Below are 18,864 nucleotides of genomic sequence, written 5' to 3'. Positions count from 1 at the left end.
ATCGGTTAACCCTGCCACCTCAGGCGGCTTGAACGAGGTCCTCCCCGCGCGCCCGGTAGGACAAGGCTTCGGCCAGGTGACGCCGGCCGACCTTCGCCTCCTCATCGAGATCGGCGAGGGTGCGGGCGACCTTCAGCACGCGATGATAGGCGCGCGCGGTCAATCGCAGCGCCTCCGCCGCATCCCGCAGCAGCGCGAGCCCGGCATTGTCCGGCCGCGCGACCTCCTCGATCACCGGCACGGGACAGGCGGCATTGGTCATGACGTGACCGAAACCGAGGCTCTCGAACCGTACCGCCTGAAGCCGGCGGGCCGCTCCGACGCGCGCCGCGACCGTCGCCGAGCTCTCGCCTGCGGCAGGGCGAATGAGATCTGCCGCCGTCACCGCGGGCACATCGATCGCGATATCGATCCGGTCGAGCAGCGGGCCGGAGACCCGCGCCTGATATTGGGCCATGCAGCGGTCGTTCGGCTGGCGCCGGCAGGCGAAGCCGGGCTCGGTCGCCCGGCCGCAGCGGCACGGGTTCATCGCGGCGACGAGCTGGAAGCGCGCGGGGTAGACGACGCGGTGGTTGGCGCGGGAGATCAGGACGTCGCCGGTCTCCATCGGCTGGCGCAGGGCATCGAGCGCCTGCGGCTGGAATTCCGGCAGTTCATCGAGGAAGAGCACGCCGTGATGGGCGAGCGAGACTTCCCCCGGCCGGGCCTGCAAGCCACCGCCGACGAGCGCGGCCATCGAGGCCGAATGGTGCGGAGCCCGGAAGGGCCGCCGGTCGGTCAGGGCACCGTCGGCGAGCTTGCCGGCAACGGACAGAACCATCGAGACCTCGAGCAGCTCGCGCGGCGAGAGCGGCGGCAGGATCGAGGGCAGGCGGCTCGCCAGCATCGACTTGCCGGCGCCGGGGGGGCCGTTCATCAGGAGATTATGCCCGCCCGCCGCCGCGATCTCGAGCACGCGCCTTGCGCTTTCCTGGCCCTTGACGTCGGCGAGGTCAGGCAGAGGGCCAGCCTGGCGCGCGACCGCGGGTTCGGGCCGGGCCATGACCTGCGTGCCCTTGAAATGATTGGCGAGCTGGATCAGCGAACGCGGCGCCAGGATGTCGATATCGGCAGCAGCCCAGGCCGCCTCCGGCCCCGAAGCCGCCGGGCAGATCAGCCCCTGCCCCTTGGCATAAGCTGCGATCGCGGCCGGCAGGACGCCCGCAACAGGGGTAGTCGAGCCGTCGAGTGCGAGCTCGCCGAGGACCACATAGCCGGAGAGGGCATCGGCGGGGATCGCTCCGATCGCGGCCATGACGGCGAGCGCGATCGGCAGATCGTAGTGGCTGCCCTCCTTGGGCAGGTCGGCCGGGGCGAGATTGACGGTGACGCGCTTGGCCGGCAGCGCAAGCCCCGAGGCGAGGAGCGCGGCGCGGACCCGCTCGCGGCTTTCGGCAACGGCCTTGTCGGGCAGCCCGACCAGCACGAAGGCGACGCCGCCCGGCGCGACCTGGACCTGAACGTCGACGGCGCGCGCCTCGATGCCCTCGAACGCCACCGTCGCGACTCGCGCCACCATCTTGCGCCCCGCTCCCTTACCGCTTGGGAAGGCTAGCGAAGCTTTGGCGGCAACGCAAGAACATATCAGGAACTCAGCAGATCGAAAAGAAGGGAGGCGTTGCCTCCCCTTGTCGTCAGGCTACGCCGAGGCCGATCTGGCAGGCCACGCCGGTACCGCCCAGGCCGCAATAGCCGGCCGGGTTCTTCGCCCGATAGCGCAGGGAGAACGTCATTCGTTCCGTTTCGTTCGAGCTCGACGCTTAAAGCCTGCGTCTCTCGCTATCACGGGGGCCTGGGCGCAAGGGGCGCCATCACCGACGCGTGACGATGCCGATGGCCGCCTCCGGGCGCCGTCCGAGCCAGAGCAGCGCGAAGCCGAGCAGGAGGGCGACGACCGCCGCCGGCGCCCGCAACACCGTCAACAGCAGCGGGTCCCAGAGCCAGGGGTGAATGTTGCGCTCGATCGCCGGCTGGATCAGCTGGTAGCGCTCCTGAACGAGAGCGATCAGGGCCTCGCTGACCGGCATGAAGCGCAATCCGGCATTCGCGATCGAGCGGGCACCGTCGATCACCAGCGCGACGAAGCCGGCCGCGACGAACACATAGCCGATCAACCGGAGAAGAAACCTCACCATCCGCTCCCTATCGCAATCCACGCCGCAAAACGTCCGGCCGGCGCACCGCTTCGGTGCCCAGATGTGACCATGCTGGCCGCAGATCGCAACCGATGACCCGCGATTTACCGGGATTGTGCAAAACCCTGCATCTCGGCCCTTGAAAGATCACGGGCCGGCAGTCATAAGCAGCGCGCCGGACAGGTGGCCGAGTGGTTGAAGGCGCACGCCTGGAAAGTGTGTATACGGGAAACCGTATCGCGGGTTCGAATCCCGCCCTGTCCGCCATGCATTTCGACACTCAGCATATGTTTCGATGACGGCATCGATAGCTCAGTGTCGTGCTGCCCCCAGCAATTGCCCGACTATCATTGGCGTTCGAAAGCGTTCCGGTTAGGAACCATCCTTCGAGAAGGCGCAATTCGGCTTTGCACCGGAAGCCGACCCTGGGACTTCGCCACAAGCTGACGCCGACGGTTCCGGCGCGCGACGTCCGCTCTTGCCGCCATTCGGATGTCAGCCGTCAGCTTGCGTTATCCCTGAAGCTGGCCGCCGTGGGCGGCCAGGAGCGGATCATCGCATTTGCCCCGGATTTATCCCGTCATCATCTTCGGCAGGATGGTGACGATCTGCGGGAACGCCGTGATCAGGACCAGCAGCAGCATCAGCACGAAGAAATAGGGGATCGCCGCCTTCGTCACGGCAAGGATGTCCTTGCCGGTGATGCTCTGCAGCACGAACAGGTTGAAGCCGACGGGCGGGGTGATCTGCGCCGCCTCGATCAGGATCACCACGAAGATGCCGAACCAGAGCAGGTCGATGCCGGCCGCCTGCACCATCGGCAGCATCACCGACGAGGTCAGCACGATGATCGAGATGCCCTCGAGGAAGCAGCCGAGGATCAGCATGAACACGGCCAGCACCGCCAGCAGCGCGTAGGGCGACAGATGCATCGCGTCGACCCAGCCCGCGAGCGAGCGGGGAATGTCGACGAAGGCGACGGCGATCGTCAGGCAGGCGGCGCAGGCGATGATGAAGGAGATCATGCAGGAGGTCCGCATGGCTGCCATCAAGCCGTCCATGAAGCTCGCACGCGTCAGCCCGCCGCCGACCGCCGCCAGGATCAGCGCCCCGATCACACCGATGGTCGCGGCCTCCGTGGGGGTGGCGATGCCGCCATAGATCGAGCCGACGACAGAGGCGATCAGCAACGCCACCGGGATCAGGCGCCGCGAGCGGTAGATCTTCTCCAGGAACGGCACCGGCGGCTCGGCCGGCGGCATCTTGTCCGGGTTGAGCAGGCTCCAGATTGCCGTGTAGCCCATGAACAGCGCCATCAGCAGGATGCCGGGCAGGACGCCGGCGATGAAGAGCCGCGCGATCGAGACCTCTGCCGTTACGCCGTAGACGATCATGATGATCGAGGGCGGGATCAGCAGGCCGAGCGTGCCGGAGCCCGCGAGCGTTCCGATCGTCATGTTGAGCGGATAGCCGCGCTTCTCCAGCTCGGGCACGCTGATCCGGCCGATCGTGGCGCAGGTCACAGCCGATGAGCCGGCGACCGCCGCCATGATGCCGCAGCCGAGCACGTTGACATGGAGCAGCCGGCCCGGCAGCCGCGAGACCCAGGGCGCGAGCCCCTGGAACATGTCGGCCGAGAGCTTCGAGCGGAACAGGATCTCGCCCATCCAGATGAAGAGCGGCAGCGAGGTCAGCGCCCAGCCCCAGCTCGAATCCCAGAGCGTGGACGCGATCAGCGAACCCATCGGCGCGGTGGTGAAGAGCCCCATCATCACCATGCCGACGGTGAGGAGCGAGAGTGCGACCCAGACGCCGCTGGCGAGCAGCAGGAGGAGCGAGCTGGCGAGGACCAGCGAGGCGAGAACGGTCGTGTCCATGATCGGCCCCTATGCCACCGGCCTGTCGAGCTCGACTTCGTCGGGCGCCTCGTAGCGCGGCTTGCCGCCGGCGAGGAGCCAGATCAGCTCGTCGATGAAGGCGATCGCCAGGGCGGCGATGCCGATGGCGACGCCGGTCTGCGGAATCCAGAACGGCATCGCCAGCAGGCCGGGGCTGACATCGTTGAACTCGCGCGATTGCAGCGCCAGCGATGCGACATGCCAGGCGAGGAACGAGACCACCACCGTGCCGAGCAGGCAGTTGAAGATCTCGACGCCGTGCCGCCAGCCTTGCGGCAGGCGGTCGACGATCAGGTTGATCCGCACATGGCCGCCGCGCCGGAAGGTATGGGCGAGGCCGAAGAAGGTCGAGGCCGCCAGGCACAGGCCCGCCGCTTCGGTCGCGTCGACGGTGACGCCGCGCATGCGCCCCACGATCTGGGTGACGATGGCCAGCCCGATGCCGACCATGAAGGCGGCGGCGATGTAGCCGCACGCTTCATAGAACCTGTCGAGAATTCCGCGTATCACCGGTCACCCCACTGGCCATGATTTGATTGAAAGAGTGGCGCGCGGAAGCCGGTTACTTCAGGCTCTTCTGGTAGTTTTCATAGACGGCCTTCTCCTCGGCCGTGGCGGTGCCCAGCCAGTCGGTGACCATGCCCTTTCCGGCCGCCTCGATGGCGTCGAGGATGTCCTTCGGAGACTGGGCGATCGTCACGCCATGGCTCTTCAGCACGCCTTCGCGTTCCTCGCCGGCCTTCTTGGAGAGTTCCCAGCCGCGCTTGGTCGCAGCCTCGCCGGCCTCCAGCACCACCTTCTGCGTCGCGGCGTCGAGCTGGCGGAAGGCGCGCTCGTTGACCAGGATCGCGTTCTTGTTGTGCATCGTGCCGGTATAGGTGAAGTGCTTGATGTAATCCCAGATCTGGACGTCGGTGCCGGTCTGGGCGCTGGTCCAGAGCGACTGGATCATGCCGGTCGAGAAGGCCTGGGGCACTTCGGCGAAGGGCAGGATCAGCGCTTCCATGCCAAGCTTTTCGCCCATGATCTGCGTCTGCTTCGAATAGATGCGCAGCTTCTGGCCCTTCAGGTCCGCCAGCCCCTTGAGCTCGGCCTTGGTATAGAAGCCCTGCCCCGGCCAGGCGACATAGGTGATGGCGCGCAGGCCGCTCTTCTTGAACATCGCCTCGAAGAACGGGCGCTGGGCATCCGTCAGCTTGGTCGCCTGGTCATAGGTCGTGGCGACGCCGGGGATGTTGTCGAGATTGTACATCGCCGCCTCGTTGCCGTAGACGCCGAGGCGGATCTCGCCGATCTGGATCTGGCCGGACTGGACAGCGCGCTTGACCGCGTCGAGCTTGATCAGGCTGTCGTTCGAGCGCAGGTCGATCTTGAGCTTGCCGCCGCTCTTCTCCTCGATCTCCTTGATCATCTCCCGGATGTTCTGGGTGAAGAAGCTGCTCTCCGGATAGCCCGAGGCCATGGTCCAGCTCGTCTGGGCGCTGGCGGGAACGGCGAGCCCGATGCTCAGGGCAAGGGCGGCGGAGGCGATCAAAGCTCTGCGGTTCATGGTTCCCCTCGTTCTTGTCGCGCTGTGGAGACATCCATGCGCGTTTGGAGCCGGAGCCGTGCCGAAGCCCGATCGACGGCTAACGATAGTCCACCGCGTTCCGCCGATAGCAGCCAATTGAATTTTGCTGTTTTCGCGATGCATTTTCTTTATCGATGATATGCCGCCATTATCTGCTCGCGCGGCTTTGCCGGAAATAAGCGATGCCGAACTGGACGCTGAAGCAGCTCGAAAGTTTCGTCTGGGTGGCCAAGCTCGGCAGTTTCCGGGCGACGGCCGAGCGCCTGAACACGACCCAGCCGAACATTTCCGTGCGTATATCGCAGCTCGAATCCGTGCTTGGCGTCAGGCTGTTCCACCGCGATTCCGGCTCGGTCGCGCTGACGCCGATCGGCCATTCGCTGCTCGGCCAAGCCGAGCGGGTGCTGCAGGCCTCGGAGGAGTTCTCGCAGCAATCGATCCGCTCCGACCAGCAGATCGGCATCCTCAGGCTCGGCGTCGCCGAGCTCATCGCCCAGACCTGGCTCCGCGACTATCTGCTCGACCTCAGGCAGGTCTTTCCGAATGTCGATGTCGAACTCCGGGTCGACCTGACGATCAACCTGCGCGAGGAGCTGGTGTCGCGGTCGCTCGACCTGTGCCTTCTGAACGGCCCGATCTCGAACTTCAACATCACCAATGTCGATCTCGGCTCCGTGCCCTATCTCTGGGTGGCCTCGCCGCAGCTTGGGCTCACCGGCTCCGAACTGGCGACGATGGCCTCGCACACGATCCTGACCCATGCGCGCAACACGCGCCATTTCGTCGAGCTCTCGGCGCATTTCCGCGACAACTGGGAGAGGCCGGTCCGGATCGTGCCGTCGAGCAGCCTCGCGGCCAGCCTGCAGATGACCATCGACGGCCTCGGGATCGCGCCGATGTCGCGGACGCTGGTGGAGAAGCTTCTCGACACCGGAGAGCTTGTGGAGTTCCCCTATGAATGGAAGCCGAGCGCTTTGATCTTCACGGCCTCATATGCCCATACTCCTGCCAGTTTTCTGCTCAAGCGGGCGGCCGAACTCGCCAGCGAGCGGGCCGCGCGGCATCGTCAGGGCGACGCCCGGCGGCCCGCCGAACACGCCGAGCGTGGATCCAACTGATAAAGCCTCTTTATCAAATATCATAGATAATAATAATTCGACGACATCGATGCCGCATTCCATCCTCGCCTCATCAGACAACGGAGGCGCGTAAGCCATGTCCATTCTCGGGGCCCGACTGGGCGTCGATATCGGGGGAACCTTCACGGATGTCGTGCTCGAGCAGGGCGGACAGCGGTTCTCGACCAAGGTTCTGACCACGTATACTGCCCCTGAGGATGCGATCATCGAAGGCATGCACCGTGTCTGCGAGAAGGCCGGCATCGCGGCCTCGGCGATCGGGCAGATCATCCATGGCACGACGCTGGCGACCAATGCGCTGATCGAGCGGCGCGGCGCCAAGACCGCGCTCATCACCACCGAAGGCTTTCGCGACGTCATCGAGATGCGCACCGAGAGCCGCTTCGAGCAATACGACCTCAACCTGACGCTGCCGGAACCGCTGCTGCCGCGCAACCGCCGCTACACGGTCAAGGAGCGCATGGATGCGCGCGGCAACGTCCTGATCCCGCTTGATCGCGCCGCTGTCGAGACCCTCGTCGATGAATTGCGCGAAGCCGGCTACGAGAGCGTGGCGGTCGGCCTGCTGCATTCCTATGTGAACGACGCGCATGAGCGCCTGATCCAGGAGGTGCTCACTGAGCGCCTGCCGGGCGCGATGGTTTCGCTCTCCTCGGAAGTCTCGCCGCAGATGCGGGAATACGAGCGCTTCAACACGACGATCGCCAACGCTTTCATCAAGCCGCTGATGAAAAGCTATCTCGTCCGGCTCAAGGGGCGACTGGCAGCCGAGGGCGCTTCCTGCCCGATCTTCCTGATGCATTCGGGCGGCGGCATCATCTCGCTGGAGAGCGCATCGGAATTCCCGGTGCGCCTCGTCGAATCCGGCCCGGCTGGCGGCGCCGTCTTCGCAGCCGACATCGCGGCGCGGCACGGACTGAAAAAGGTGCTCTCCTTCGACATGGGCGGCACCACCGCCAAGATCTGCCTGATCAAGAACTATACGCCGAAAACCGCCCGCGTCTTCGAGGTCGCCCGGACCTATCGCTTCAAGAAGGGCTCGGGCATGCCGATCTCGATTCCGGTGATCGACATGGTCGAGATCGGGGCCGGCGGCGGCAGCCTCGCCCATGTCGACTCGATGAACCAGATCCGCGTCGGGCCGGAAAGCGCAGGCTCCGAGCCCGGCCCGGCCTGCTACGGCCGCGGCGGCAAACGCCCGGCCGTGACCGATGCCGACGTCATCCTCGGCAAGATCGATCCTGACAACTTTGCAGCCGGCACGATCCCCCTCTTCGCCGACCAGTCGGCTGCGGCGCTGACGTCGGAGATCGGCGGCAGGCTGGGCATGGACGCCCAGGAAAGCGCCTGGGGTGTCGCCGAGGTCGTCGACGAGAACATGGCCAACGCCGCCCGCGTCCATGCCGTCGAGAACGGCGAGGACCTCTCGGAATACACGATGATCGCCTTCGGCGGCGCCGCCCCGCTGCATGCCGGCCGGCTCTGCGAGAAGCTCGGGATTGCGCGCTGCCTCGTGCCGCCCGGCGCCGGCGTCGGCTCGGCCATCGGTTTCCTGCGAGCACCGTTCAGCTTCGAGGCCAACCGCACGCTGTTCATGCGGCTCGCCCAGTTCGACACGGCGCGCGTCACCAAACTCTTCGACGAGATGGAAGAGGAAGCGACGCGGGTGGTGCGCTCCTGCGGCTGGGCCGGCGCGATCCAGGCCGAGTACAAGATCTACATGCGCTATGCCGGCCAGGGCTGGGAAATCCCGGTGATCCTGACGCCGGAAGAGGCTCGCGCCGCCGATCCGGCGGTCATCCTCCAGCGCTTCGAGCACGAATACGCCAATCTTTTCGGGCGCACGGTGAAGGGTCTCGCGGCCGAGATCACCGTCTGGTCGGTCAACGCGCATACGCCGCAGGAGGCGGTTGCTCCGGTCGCTCCGGTCTCGCAGATGCGCGAAGCCCCGGCTGAGGGCAGCCGCTCCGTCTTCGATGCCGGGCTCGGCCGCCGCGTCGAGGCTGAAGCCCATAGCCGCACCGCCCTGCCCGCCGGCAGCCGGATCAGCGGCCCCGGCATCGTCACCGAGGACGAGACCACCATCATCCTGCCGTCGAGCCGCTTCGCCGTCACGCTGAACGACGGCTGCATCGACATCCGCCTTGCCGAAGCCGCACCCGCCGCTGCCGTCGCCGCGCGGAAGGAGCCCGCCCATGTCTGAGATCTCCAAGGTCGCCTATCAGGTCATGTGGAACCGCCTGATCTCGGTCGTCGAGGAACAGGCCCAGGCGCTGATCCGCACCTCCTTCTCGACCTCGGTGCGCGAGGCGGGAGACCTTTCCGCTGGCGTCTACAACGAGAAAGGCGAGATGCTGGCGCAGGCGGTGACCGGCACGCCCGGCCACGTCAATGCCATGGCCGATGCCGTTGCCCATTTCATCCGCCGGATCGGGCGCGAGAGCATCGCCGAGGGTGATGTCTACATCACCAACAACCCCTGGGAGGGCACCGGCCACCTGCACGATATCACGGTCGTCAGCCCGTCCTTCCACCAGGGCCGCCATGTCGGCTTCTTCGCCTGCACCGCCCATATCGTCGATATCGGCGGGCGCGGCTTCGGTGCCGACGCCAACTCGGTCTACGAGGAAGGCCTGCATATCCCGATCATGAAGTTCGTCGACCGCGGCACGGTCAACGAGACGCTGGTCACGATCATCCGCGGCAATGTCCGCGAGCCCGACCAACTCGTCGGCGACATCTATGCGCTCGCGACCTGCAACGAGATCGGCCATCGCCGGCTGGTCGACATGATGGTCGAGTTCAGGCTCGCCGACCTCGCCGGCATCTCCGATTTCATCCTGACCAATTCGCGCCAGGCGACGCTCGACAAGATCGCCGCGCTGCCGCGTGGGCAGGCCGAGGGCCATATGCGGATCGACGGCTACAGCCGGCCGATCGACCTCAAGGTGAAGATCTCGATCGAGCCGGACGGCGTGCTCTGCGACTGGGCCGGCACCTCCGGCGTCGACAAGAACGGCATCAACGTGCCGCTGGTCTATACGAAGGCCTATACCTGCTACGCGCTGAAATGCGCCATCGCGCCGGAAATCCCGAACAACGCCGCCTCGCTGGAGCCATTCCGCATTACGGCGCCGGAGCACACCATCGTCAACGCCGTCTGGCCGGCGCCGGTGGCCCTGCGCCACATCATCGGCCATATGGTGCCGGACACGATCTACGACGCGCTCGACAAGCTCCTGCCCGGCCTCGTCCCGGCCGAGGGCGCCGGGAGCCTCTGCAACTTCCAGGTCTCGCTCCGGCCGCGCAGCGACGGCCCCTGGCCCGCCGATCCCGTGCGCGCCGAGGTCCTGACCTTCAATTCGGGCGGCTCCGGTGCCCGGCCGGCGCTCGACGGCATGAACGCCACCGCCTTCCCTTCCGGCGTGATGACGATGCCGGTCGAGGCGACCGAGCAGGTCGGCCCGGTGATCGTCTGGCGCAAGGAGCTCCGGCCCGATTCCGGCGGCAAGGGCCAGCATCGCGGCGGCCTCGGGCAGCATATGGAGGTCGGCGCCTGGGAGGGCTACGAGTTCGACATCCAGGCGATGTTCGACCGGGTCCACCATCCCGCCCGCGGCCGGCGCGGCGGCGGCGGCGGGGCGCCGACCACCATCGCGCTCGACGACGGCACGGCGATGAAGGGCAAGGGCAAGCAGTTCGTGCCGCATGGCCGCAAGGTTGTCATGGCCTTCCCGGGGGGCGCGGGCTATGGCGCATCCGCCGAGCGGCCCGCAAGCAGCGTGGAGCGCGACCTCGCCCTGGGCTATGTCTCGGCGGAGGCGGCCCGCGCCGATTATGGCCTGTCCGAGGAGCGGGTGGCCGATGTGCTGGCCGCGTCCCGGCGCGGCGAGTTGCCCCGTTAGCGGCAGAGGCAGCGGCATGGCGGCCTGCGCAGTGCTGCGGCTTGTCAGCGATCGCCCGTCGATGCCTCACTGCGGCCTTCGACCGGGATGGCCCGAACATAGCCGCACTGGCACGACGAGGCCGCCAGACGCGAGGATAGCATGCCGCATTACAACCGCATCCTGATCACCGGCGCGGCCGGGCGTCTCGGCTCGCAGCTTCGCGCCGGCCTTGCTCCGCTCGCCGGGGTGATCCGCCTTGCCGATCGCGAGCCACTCGGCCCGCTTGCCGCCCACGAGGAGGAGGCGATCTTCGACCTCGCCGATATGGAAGCGACAATCGCCGCGACCGAAGGATGCGATGCCATCGTCCATTTCGGCGGCGCGCCGACCGAACGTGAGTGGCAGGTGATCCTCGATTCCAGTATCCGCGGCTCCTATCACATCTATGAGGGCGCGCGGAAACACGGGATCAAGCGCATCGTCTACGCCTCGTCCGTCCACGCGATCGGCTTCCACGAGATCGGCGCGCATATCCCCGTCGATGCGCCGGTGCGGCCCGACTGCCTCTATGGCGTCGGCAAGACCTTCGTGGAGAGCCTCAGCCGGCTCTACTGGGACAAGCACGGCATCGAGACGGCGTGCCTGCGCATCTTCTCGTCCTTCCCGGAGCCGGCCGATCGCCGGATGCTCTGGTCCTATCTGTCCTTCGCCGATTGCGTGCGCCTCGTCACGGCGGCGCTGAGCGCGCCCTTCGTCGGGCACACGATCGCCTTCGGCACCTCCGACAACGCGGTGAAGGCGGTGGACAATAGCGGTGCCGGCCATCTCGGCTATCACCCGCAGGACAACTCGGAGCCGTTCCGGGCCAAGGTCGAAGCCAGCTCCCCGGCACTCGACCCGCTATCGCCCGCGGGACGCTATCTCGGCGGCAAGTTCTGCGAAATGCCGCATCCGGATGACGAAGCGAAAGGCTGAAGGCCATCCCCCGTCAAGCCGCCGCAGGGCAGCTTCGATTGCTGCTCGGGCGTTATGCGTGGTCATGAACTGCGCGGGTGCGCCGGTGACAGCATCGAAATTATAGGCGCGGTGCATTGGACAGCTTCGGAACGAATACCCATTTCTTGGGCCTGAGTTCGAAGGAGAGATCCATGTCAGCCTACAGGAAGACAGAAGCTGCGATCGCCAGGCTGTCGCCCGAGGAATATCGGGTCACCCAGCAGAATGGGACCGAGCGCCCTGGAACCGGGGCACTTCTCGACAACAAGGAACCCGGCATCTATGTCGACATCGTCTCGGGTGAGCCGCTGTTCGCATCGTCAGACAAATATGAGTCGAGCTGCGGATGGCCGAGCTTCACCAAGCCGATCGAACCGGCGAACGTGAATGAGCTGGGCGACGACAGCCACGGCATGGTCCGTACGGAAGTGCGTTCGACCCATGGCGACAGCCATCTCGGCCATGTTTTCCCGGACGGCCCCCGCGATCGCGGTGGCCTGCGTTACTGCATCAACTCGGCCTCGCTGCGCTTCGTGCCACGCGACGAGATGATCGAGCAGGGTTACAGAGACTATCTCGACCAGGTGGAGGATATCTGATGACGACCGAACGCGCTGTTCTCGCCGGGGGCTGCTTCTGGGGCATGCAGGATCTCATCCGCAAGCTGCCCGGCGTGGTTTCGACCCGGGTCGGTTACTCCGGCGGTGACGTGCCGAATGCGACCTACCGCCATCACGGCACCCATGCCGAGGCGATCGAGATCACCTTCGACCCCTCGCAGACCAGCTATCGCCGATTGCTCGAATTCTTCTTCCAGATCCACGATCCGACCACCCTCAACCGCCAGGGCAACGACCGCGGCACAAGCTACCGCTCGGCGATCTATTTCAGCGGCGATGAGCAGAAGGCTGTTGCGCTCGATACGATCGCGGATGTCGAGGCGTCGGGGCTGTGGCCGGGCAAGGTCGTCACCGAAGTCGAGCCGGTCGGTGATTTCTGGGAGGCGGAGCCCGAGCATCAGGACTACCTCGAACGCATTCCGCACGGTTATACCTGCCATTTCATCCGCCCGGACTGGGTGTTGCCGCGCAGGACAGGTGCCGCAGCCTGACAAATCCAGGGCTCTTCGCGTCCAACCGGTTTCGGCTCGGCGCGGAGAGCCTGTTGGTCGATCGCGCCATCGCGCACGCCTCGCCTCACCCGGATACGACCAGACATCGGGCGCGAATCGATCCGGGCCAAGGCCGCTCGATTTGAACGAAACCTGCGGCAAGCGGCTACAAATACAGCGCTTTCCGAACCACGATGATCGCGGCGGGCGATAGTGCGACGGGCGCCCTGCCCGCCATTTCCTGACATCGACATGTCTTGTCCAGCGCCGGCGCCTGCTGACCAGCATGCAGGGCGCCCCTTCGCCCGCGCGTGCTTCTCAAGCCGGCGGCTTGCTCCTACGGTCACCGCAGGACACAGACGCAAATCCCGCTCAGGAAGGTTTCCATGGCGCGCCACCACTTTGCTCCCACGCAATATTCGAACGTGCTCGCCACCTTGCCGCCGGTGCTGGAGATCGCCAGCGGCGACAGTGTCGTCACGACCACGCTCGATGCGGCGGGCTTCGGCGGCGACGGCGCGCAGCATGCCCCGCGCGGCAACCCGATGACCGGACCGTTCTTCGTTGCCGGCGCCGAGCCGGGCGATGCCCTGCTCGTCACGATCGAGCGGATGACGCCGAACCGGAAGACCGGCTGGACCTATTCGCCATTGGCACCCGGCGTGCTCGACCCCGCGATGCTGCACGAATTGCCGAAGCGCGAGCGCTATGAATGGGCGATCGACGCGCAGGCCGGCACGGTGAAGCTGCTCGAGCCCTCCGCCCGGATCAAGGACTGGAGCTTCCCGCTCGCGCCGATGCTCGGCTGCTTCGGCGTCGCGCCGGAACGTAGCCAGGCGATCTCGACCGCGACCAGCGGCGCCAATGGCGGCAATATGGACTATCGCGTGTTCGGACCGGGCGCGACCATCGCCTTCCCGGTCTTCGTCGACGGGGCGCTGTTCTTCCTCGGCGACGGCCATGCCTGCCAGGGCGATGGCGAGATCGCCGGCACCGGCGTCGAGACCTCGTTCGAGGTCGAATTCTCGGTGAAGCTGGTCAAGAAGCAGGGCCTGCGCTGGCCGCGCTGCGAGACCGAGACCGATCTGCTCGTCATCGCCAGCGGGCGCCCGCTCGACCAGCCCCTGCAATTCGCCACGACGGAACTGCTGCGCTGGGTCGGCGAGGCTCTCGGCGTCGATCCGATCGAGGCGAGCCATCTGCTCGGGCAGGCGGTGCGCTACGACATCGCCAATGTCTTCAACCCCGCCTATTGCGTCGCCGCGCGGCTGGAGAAGACCGAGCTCACGCGGGCGATGTCGTTCCGCGCCCGTAGCTAAGCACTCCATCCTTTTCGAAACGCCGTCCAAGAAGACCACGACCATGTCCGAGACTACCGCCGCCCTGAAGGCCGAACTGCTTCAGGCGATCGATCAACGCCGCGACGAGATCGTCGCGCTGCTGCAACGCTTCCTGCGCATCAGGAGCGTCAACCCGCCGGGCGATACGCGCGAGGCCGCTGCCTTCGTGCGCGAGTTGCTTGATGCCGCCGGCGTGGCGCATCGCACCGAGGCCTTCGTGCCGGAGATGCCGAACATCATCAGCCGCTGGGAGGCGGGCCAGCCCGGCCGTCATCTCATGCTCAACGGCCATATGGACATCTTCCCGGTCACCAACGAGAAGCTCTGGGACGCCGAGATCATCGACGGCAAGATCATGGGCCGCGGCGCCTCCGACATGAAGACCGGGACGCTCGCCTCGATCCTCGCGTTCTGCCAGCTCTATCCGCATCGCGAGAAGCTCAATGGAGCGCTGTCGTTGACCGTGGTTTCGGACGAGCAATCGGGCGGGCGCTACGGCACCAAATTCCTGTTCGATGAATTCGGCGACGAGATGGAGGCCGATTGCTGCCTCAACGGCGAGCCGAGCGGCCTCGCCAATCTACGCTTCACCGAGAAGGGCACGCTGCGCTTCTCGCTTTCGGCGAAAAGCATCGGCGGCCATGGCGGCTATGCCCACCGGGCGCGCAACCCGATCGCGGATGTGAGCCGGCTCGTGACCGCGATCTATGACCGCTACCATCTCAAGCTGGCGGCGCTGCCGCCCGAGATCGATGCGGTTCTGACCTCGGCCGAGACGATCGCCGCGGCCGATCTCAACCTCGGCAAGGGCGCGGGCGATGTCGCACGGCGGATCACCGTCAATGTCGGCATCCTGCAGGGCGGGCAGAAGGCGACGCAGATCCCGACACATTGCGTCGCCCATCTGGACATGCGCATCCCGATCGGCTCCGACCGCGACGCGATCCGCGCCGATCTCGAAACCCTCGCCCGCGAGGCCGATTGCGAGATGGTGGTCAACGAGGACCACAGCTATCCGGCGAGCCTGACCGATCCGTTCAGCGAGATGGCGAACATCCTGCGCGGCAATATCCGCGAGCTGCTCGGCCATGACGCACCGCCAGTCTCAAGCCTGGGCGGCACCGACACCCGCTACTGGCGCTGGCGCGGGGTTCCTGCGCTGATCTGCGGGCCATCGCCGATCAGCATGGGCACAGACGAGGAGCACGTCACCATCGACGAGGCTATCGCGGTGATGAAGCTGCATGTTGCCTGCGCGGTCGACTATCTCGGCTCAACGGGGCCGGCGGCCAAGTAAAGCTCAGGCCTCGGGGACCGGCGCCTCTTCGGCCAGCAGGCCCTCGGCCTTGAGATCGCGCCAGAGCGCGGCCGGTACCGGCCGCGCGACGAGGTCGAGATTGCGGGCGACCTCCTGCGGCGTCACCGCGCCCAGCACGATCGTCGCCACCGCCGGATGAGCGGCGCAGAAGGCGAGCGCCGCTTGCGGCAGGGCGACGCCATGGCTGGCGCAGACCGCCTCAATCCGGGCGACGCGCGCCAGTACCTCCGGCGGCGCCGGCTTGTAGTTGTAGAAAGCACCGGGTCTGGCGCCAGTGGCGAGGATGCCGGAATTGAAGACGCCGGCCAGCATCACCGCGATCTTCTTCTCCAGCGCCAACGGCAGGAACTCAGGCAGCGCGCCCTGCTCCAGCAACGAATAGCGGCCAGCCAGCATCATCACGTCGAAATCGCCCGCGCGGGCAAAGCGGACGCACATTTCGGCTTCGTTGACGCCGACGCCGATCGCCTTGACCGCGCCGGACGCGCGCAGCCTCTCCAGCGCGCGATAGGCGCCGTCCATGGCTTCCGTGAAGCGCTGCTCCATCCTGTCGCCATGGGTCCAGACATCGACGTCGTGGATCAGCAGGATGTCGATATGGTCGGTGCCGAGCCTGAGCAGCGACTGCTCGAAGGAGCGCATCGCGCCATCATAGGTATAGTCGATCACCGCCGGGTGCGGCAGGCCGCCGGCATAGCCCGAGCCGTCGCGCTTCGGATCGCCGGCCTGCATCCAGCGGCCGACCTTGGTCGAGATGATCACGCTTTCGCGCGTCACGCTACGGAGCGCGGCACCGATGCGATGCTCGGACAAGCCATGGCCATAGAGCGGCGAGGTGTCGACGAGATTGATGCCGGCTGTGAGCGCCGCGCGGACCGTGCCCTGCGCCGTCACCTCGTCGAGATGCCCATAGAGATCGCCGAGCGGTGCGCCGCCGAAGCCGATCAGGCTGGGGATGAGACCCGCGAAGGGACGGCCCGGCGGAACGGGAGAGGACAAAGCAGCCGCGTTCGCCATGGAAGACCCGTTTCAGACGAGAGGATCGGAGTGAATATCCTATTCAGTCCGATCCTCTCAGTCTTTGGTTTTGCATCGGCCTTGTCCGAAAACCGCGGGCCACTTTTCGGGCCGATGCTCTGGCCGGCAGAGTTGCGGATCGGCGGCAGGCGCGCAAGCCCACCGCCGATCGCGGGCGCAGATCAGCCGCGCTGGGTCAGGTCAGCCGGCAGGTCGCGGTTGTGGAACTTCTTGAAGACGGTGTTGAGCTCGCCATCGGCGACCTTCTTCTTGATCCAGCCGTCGAGCCACGACTTCAATTCCGTCTCGCCCTGCGGCAGGGCGATGCCGAGATTGAGCTCCTGCTGCACGAACTTGGTCGCGAGCTTGGCGCCGCTGCGCTTCTCGTTCATCGCGGAGAGCACGGCGGTCTGGGTCGAGACGATGTCGACCTGGCCGGAGACGACGGCGGTGATCAGCGTCGCGTCATCCTCGAAACGGACGATCTCGGCGCCCTTGGAATTCTGCGTCACCATCTGATCGTTGACGGTGGCGCGGGTGACCGCGATGCGCTTGCCGGTCAGGTCCTTGTAATCCTTGATCTCGACGTTGTCGGGGCCGGCGACGATGATGTTCAGTGTCGCGTAGGGCACGGAGAAGTCGACAGCCTTCTTGCGCTCGGCGGTGATGCCGAGATTGGCGACGAGGATGTCGGCCTTGCGGGTCTGGATCGTCGGCACGCGCGCGGCATTGGTGATCTCGATGAGTTCGAGCTGGACGCCGAGATCCTTGGCGATGAGCTTGGCCGTCTCGACATCGGAGCCGGTCGGCTTGAGCTGGCCGTCGACGAAGGCGAAGAGCGGCACGCCCATCGCGACCGCGACGCGGATCTTGCCGGCCTTCTTGATGTCGGCGAGCTGATCGGCATGGGCTGCGCTGCCCAGGGCAAGGAAGGCGCCGGCGGTCGCGGCGAGACCCAGGGCAGAGCGGCGGGTGATCGTGGTCATGGTCGTTTCCCTTTTCGTTGTCGTTATGGTCGTCGGGCGGCCGATCGGCCGCAGGATCGTCAGAGCCCGTTGGCGAGGAATTCCCTGAGCTCGGGGGTCTGAGGATTAGCGAGCATCTCGCCGGCGCCGGTCTCCCAGACCTTGCCGGTGTGCATGAAGATGACGCGGTCGGCGACGCGCCGGGCGAAGGCCATCTCGTGGGTGACGACGAGCATGGTCATGCCGCCCTTCGCCAGCGCTTCCATGACCTTGAGCACCTCGCCGGTGAGATGCGGATCGAGCGCGGAGGTGACTTCGTCGAACAGCATGACCTTGGGCTCCATCGCCAGCGAGCGGGCGATGGCGACCCGCTGCTGCTGGCCACCGGAGAGCTGCTCTGGATAGGCGTCGATCTTGTCGGAGAGGCCGACGCGGGCGAGCGCCTCCACGGCGATATGGCGGGCTTCCGCCTGCGGCGTCTTGCGCACGCGCCGGGGGGCCAGCGTGATGTTCTCGGCCACCGTCAGATGCGGGAAGAGGTTGTAGCTCTGGAAGACCATGCCGACATCGCGGCGCAAGGCGCGCAGGTCGAGCTGGGGATCGTCGACGCGCCGGCCATGGACCTCGATCTCGCCGGACTGGATGGTCTCCAGCCGGTTGACGCAGCGCAGAGCGGTCGACTTGCCCGAGCCGGAGCGGCCGATGACGGCCACGACCTCGCCCGGCGCCACGTCGAAGGAGACGCCCTTCAGGACCTCCACCTCGCCGAAGCGCTTGTGGACGTCACGCAGGCTGACGGCGGCCGACATTGAGTTTCCTTTCGAGCGCCCGGCTGAGCCGCGACAGCGGGTAGCAGAGCGCGAAATAGAGGGCGCCTGCGATGCCGAAGACGAGGAAGGGCTGAAACAGCGAGTTGTTGATGACCTGGCTGGCGCGGGTCAGCTCGACGAAGCCGACGACCGAGGCGAGCGAGGTGTTCTTGAGCACCTGGACGAGGAAGCCGACCGTCGGCGGCGTCGCGATCCGCATCGCCTGCGGCAGGATGACGTCGACCAGCGTCTGCCAGCGCGTCAGGCCGAGGCATTCGGCCGCCTCGCTCTGGGTGCGCGGCACGGACTGGACGCAGCCACGCCAGATCTCGCCGAGGAAGGCGCTGCAATAGATCATCAGCGAGATCGCGGCGGCGAGCAGCGCCGGCAGTTCGATCCCCACCACGGCGAGGCCGAAATAGATCAGGAACAGCACGATCAGCAGCGGCGTGCCCTGGATGATGTCGACATAGATCATCGACACCGCCCGGATCCAGCGGGTCCGCGCGGTGCGTGCCAGCATCACGACGAAACCGGCGAGGCTGCCGAGCCCGAAGGCGAGCACGGTCAGCACGACCGTCCAGAGCGTCGCCTGCAGCAGATACACGAAGTGAACGAGGGTGAAGCCGCCCATCACGCC

Annotated in this window: 17 protein-coding genes, 1 tRNA gene and 1 pseudogene; 9 read left to right on the top strand and 10 right to left on the bottom strand. The window is 66.3% G+C overall.

Annotated elements, in window-relative coordinates:
* Nucleotides 1-19: 19 nt before the first annotated feature.
* From ASE61_RS25695 to ASE61_RS25690, 3 genes and pseudogenes are all read right to left on the bottom strand, one after another.
* On the bottom strand, nt 20-1,558 hold the full coding sequence (locus ASE61_RS25695; protein WP_061971836.1) for a YifB family Mg chelatase-like AAA ATPase: 1,539 nt from the start codon (nt 1,556-1,558) through the stop codon (nt 20-22).
* A 115-nt stretch (nt 1,559-1,673) separates the two neighbouring features.
* Nucleotides 1,674-1,757 (bottom strand): annotated as a pseudogene (locus ASE61_RS26745) (peptide-methionine (S)-S-oxide reductase); the annotation flags it as partial.
* A 93-nt stretch (nt 1,758-1,850) separates the two neighbouring features.
* Complete coding sequence (locus ASE61_RS25690; RefSeq protein ID WP_413813557.1) at nt 1,851-2,171, bottom strand: hypothetical protein; 321 nt, start codon at nt 2,169-2,171, stop codon at nt 1,851-1,853.
* A gap of 180 nt (nt 2,172-2,351) precedes the next feature.
* On the opposite strand from ASE61_RS25690, the gene ASE61_RS25685 reads away from it, so the two are divergent.
* A tRNA-Ser gene (locus tag ASE61_RS25685) sits at nt 2,352-2,441 on the top strand.
* Nucleotides 2,442-2,746: 305 nt separating this feature from the next.
* On the opposite strand, the gene ASE61_RS25680 is transcribed toward ASE61_RS25685, so the two are convergent.
* The 3 genes from ASE61_RS25680 to ASE61_RS25670 are packed head-to-tail and all read right to left on the bottom strand — an operon-like array spanning nt 2,747 to nt 5,621.
* Nucleotides 2,747-4,051, bottom strand: a complete 1,305-nt coding sequence (locus tag ASE61_RS25680) for a TRAP transporter large permease (RefSeq protein WP_061971832.1) — start codon at nt 4,049-4,051, stop codon at nt 2,747-2,749.
* A gap of 9 nt (nt 4,052-4,060) precedes the next feature.
* Nucleotides 4,061-4,582 carry a TRAP transporter small permease gene (locus ASE61_RS25675; protein WP_061971830.1) on the bottom strand — a complete coding sequence of 174 codons (522 nt, stop codon included), beginning with the start codon at nt 4,580-4,582 and terminating at the stop codon, nt 4,061-4,063.
* Between the two features lie 52 nt (nt 4,583-4,634).
* Entirely contained in the window at nt 4,635-5,621 is a 987-nt protein-coding gene (locus ASE61_RS25670; RefSeq protein WP_061971828.1) for a TRAP transporter substrate-binding protein, read from the bottom strand.
* A gap of 203 nt (nt 5,622-5,824) precedes the next feature.
* Here ASE61_RS25670 and ASE61_RS25665 point away from each other — a divergent pair, with 203 nt between their 5' ends.
* From ASE61_RS25665 to ASE61_RS25630, 8 genes are all read left to right on the top strand, one after another.
* Complete coding sequence (locus ASE61_RS25665; protein WP_061971826.1) at nt 5,825-6,760, top strand: LysR family transcriptional regulator; 936 nt, start codon at nt 5,825-5,827, stop codon at nt 6,758-6,760.
* Nucleotides 6,761-6,857: 97 nt separating this feature from the next.
* Nucleotides 6,858-8,984, top strand: a complete 2,127-nt coding sequence (locus ASE61_RS25660; protein WP_061971823.1) for a hydantoinase/oxoprolinase family protein — start codon at nt 6,858-6,860, stop codon at nt 8,982-8,984.
* Nucleotides 8,977-10,686, top strand: coding sequence for a hydantoinase B/oxoprolinase family protein (locus ASE61_RS25655; protein ID WP_200959692.1), 1,710 nt, complete (start codon nt 8,977-8,979; stop codon nt 10,684-10,686). Before ASE61_RS25660 ends, ASE61_RS25655 begins: the two co-directional genes overlap by 8 nt.
* Nucleotides 10,687-10,827: 141 nt before the next feature.
* The gene (locus ASE61_RS25650) at nt 10,828-11,643 is read left to right on the top strand and encodes an NAD-dependent epimerase/dehydratase family protein (RefSeq protein ID WP_061971821.1); all 816 of its coding nucleotides are present in this window, start codon (nt 10,828-10,830) and stop codon (nt 11,641-11,643) included.
* Nucleotides 11,644-11,816: 173 nt separating this feature from the next.
* Complete coding sequence (gene msrB, locus ASE61_RS25645) at nt 11,817-12,263, top strand: peptide-methionine (R)-S-oxide reductase MsrB (protein WP_061971819.1); 447 nt, start codon at nt 11,817-11,819, stop codon at nt 12,261-12,263.
* The gene (gene msrA, locus ASE61_RS25640; RefSeq protein WP_061971817.1) at nt 12,263-12,775 is read left to right on the top strand and encodes a peptide-methionine (S)-S-oxide reductase MsrA; all 513 of its coding nucleotides are present in this window, start codon (nt 12,263-12,265) and stop codon (nt 12,773-12,775) included. The genes msrB and msrA overlap by 1 nt, the downstream gene beginning before the upstream one ends.
* A gap of 386 nt (nt 12,776-13,161) precedes the next feature.
* The gene (locus ASE61_RS25635; protein ID WP_061971815.1) at nt 13,162-14,094 is read left to right on the top strand and encodes an acetamidase/formamidase family protein; all 933 of its coding nucleotides are present in this window, start codon (nt 13,162-13,164) and stop codon (nt 14,092-14,094) included.
* Nucleotides 14,095-14,137: 43 nt separating this feature from the next.
* On the top strand, nt 14,138-15,412 hold the full coding sequence (locus ASE61_RS25630; RefSeq protein WP_061971813.1) for a M20/M25/M40 family metallo-hydrolase: 1,275 nt from the start codon (nt 14,138-14,140) through the stop codon (nt 15,410-15,412).
* 3 nt (nt 15,413-15,415) lie between these two features.
* On the opposite strand, the gene ASE61_RS25625 is transcribed toward ASE61_RS25630, so the two are convergent.
* The 4 genes from ASE61_RS25625 to ASE61_RS25610 all read right to left on the bottom strand — a co-directional run bounded on the left by ASE61_RS25625 (nt 15,416) and on the right by ASE61_RS25610 (nt 18,858).
* Nucleotides 15,416-16,450 carry an aldo/keto reductase gene (locus ASE61_RS25625; protein WP_061971812.1) on the bottom strand — a complete coding sequence of 345 codons (1,035 nt, stop codon included), beginning with the start codon at nt 16,448-16,450 and terminating at the stop codon, nt 15,416-15,418.
* A 182-nt stretch (nt 16,451-16,632) separates the two neighbouring features.
* Nucleotides 16,633-17,436, bottom strand: a complete 804-nt coding sequence (locus ASE61_RS25620; protein WP_061971810.1) for a transporter substrate-binding domain-containing protein — start codon at nt 17,434-17,436, stop codon at nt 16,633-16,635.
* A 59-nt stretch (nt 17,437-17,495) separates the two neighbouring features.
* A complete protein-coding gene (locus ASE61_RS25615; RefSeq protein WP_061971808.1) occupies nt 17,496-18,224 on the bottom strand; it encodes an amino acid ABC transporter ATP-binding protein in 729 nt (242 codons plus the stop codon).
* Complete coding sequence (locus ASE61_RS25610) at nt 18,199-18,858, bottom strand: amino acid ABC transporter permease (RefSeq protein WP_061971806.1); 660 nt, start codon at nt 18,856-18,858, stop codon at nt 18,199-18,201. Before ASE61_RS25610 ends, ASE61_RS25615 begins: the two co-directional genes overlap by 26 nt.
* Nucleotides 18,859-18,864 lie beyond the last annotated feature (6 nt).

This window comes from Allobosea sp. Root670, from assembly GCF_001429415.1.
Classification (GTDB): domain Bacteria; phylum Pseudomonadota; class Alphaproteobacteria; order Rhizobiales; family Beijerinckiaceae; genus Allobosea; species Allobosea robiniae.
Note: the sequence above shows the minus strand (reverse complement) of the source record. Positions and strands in the feature narration are given on the sequence as shown.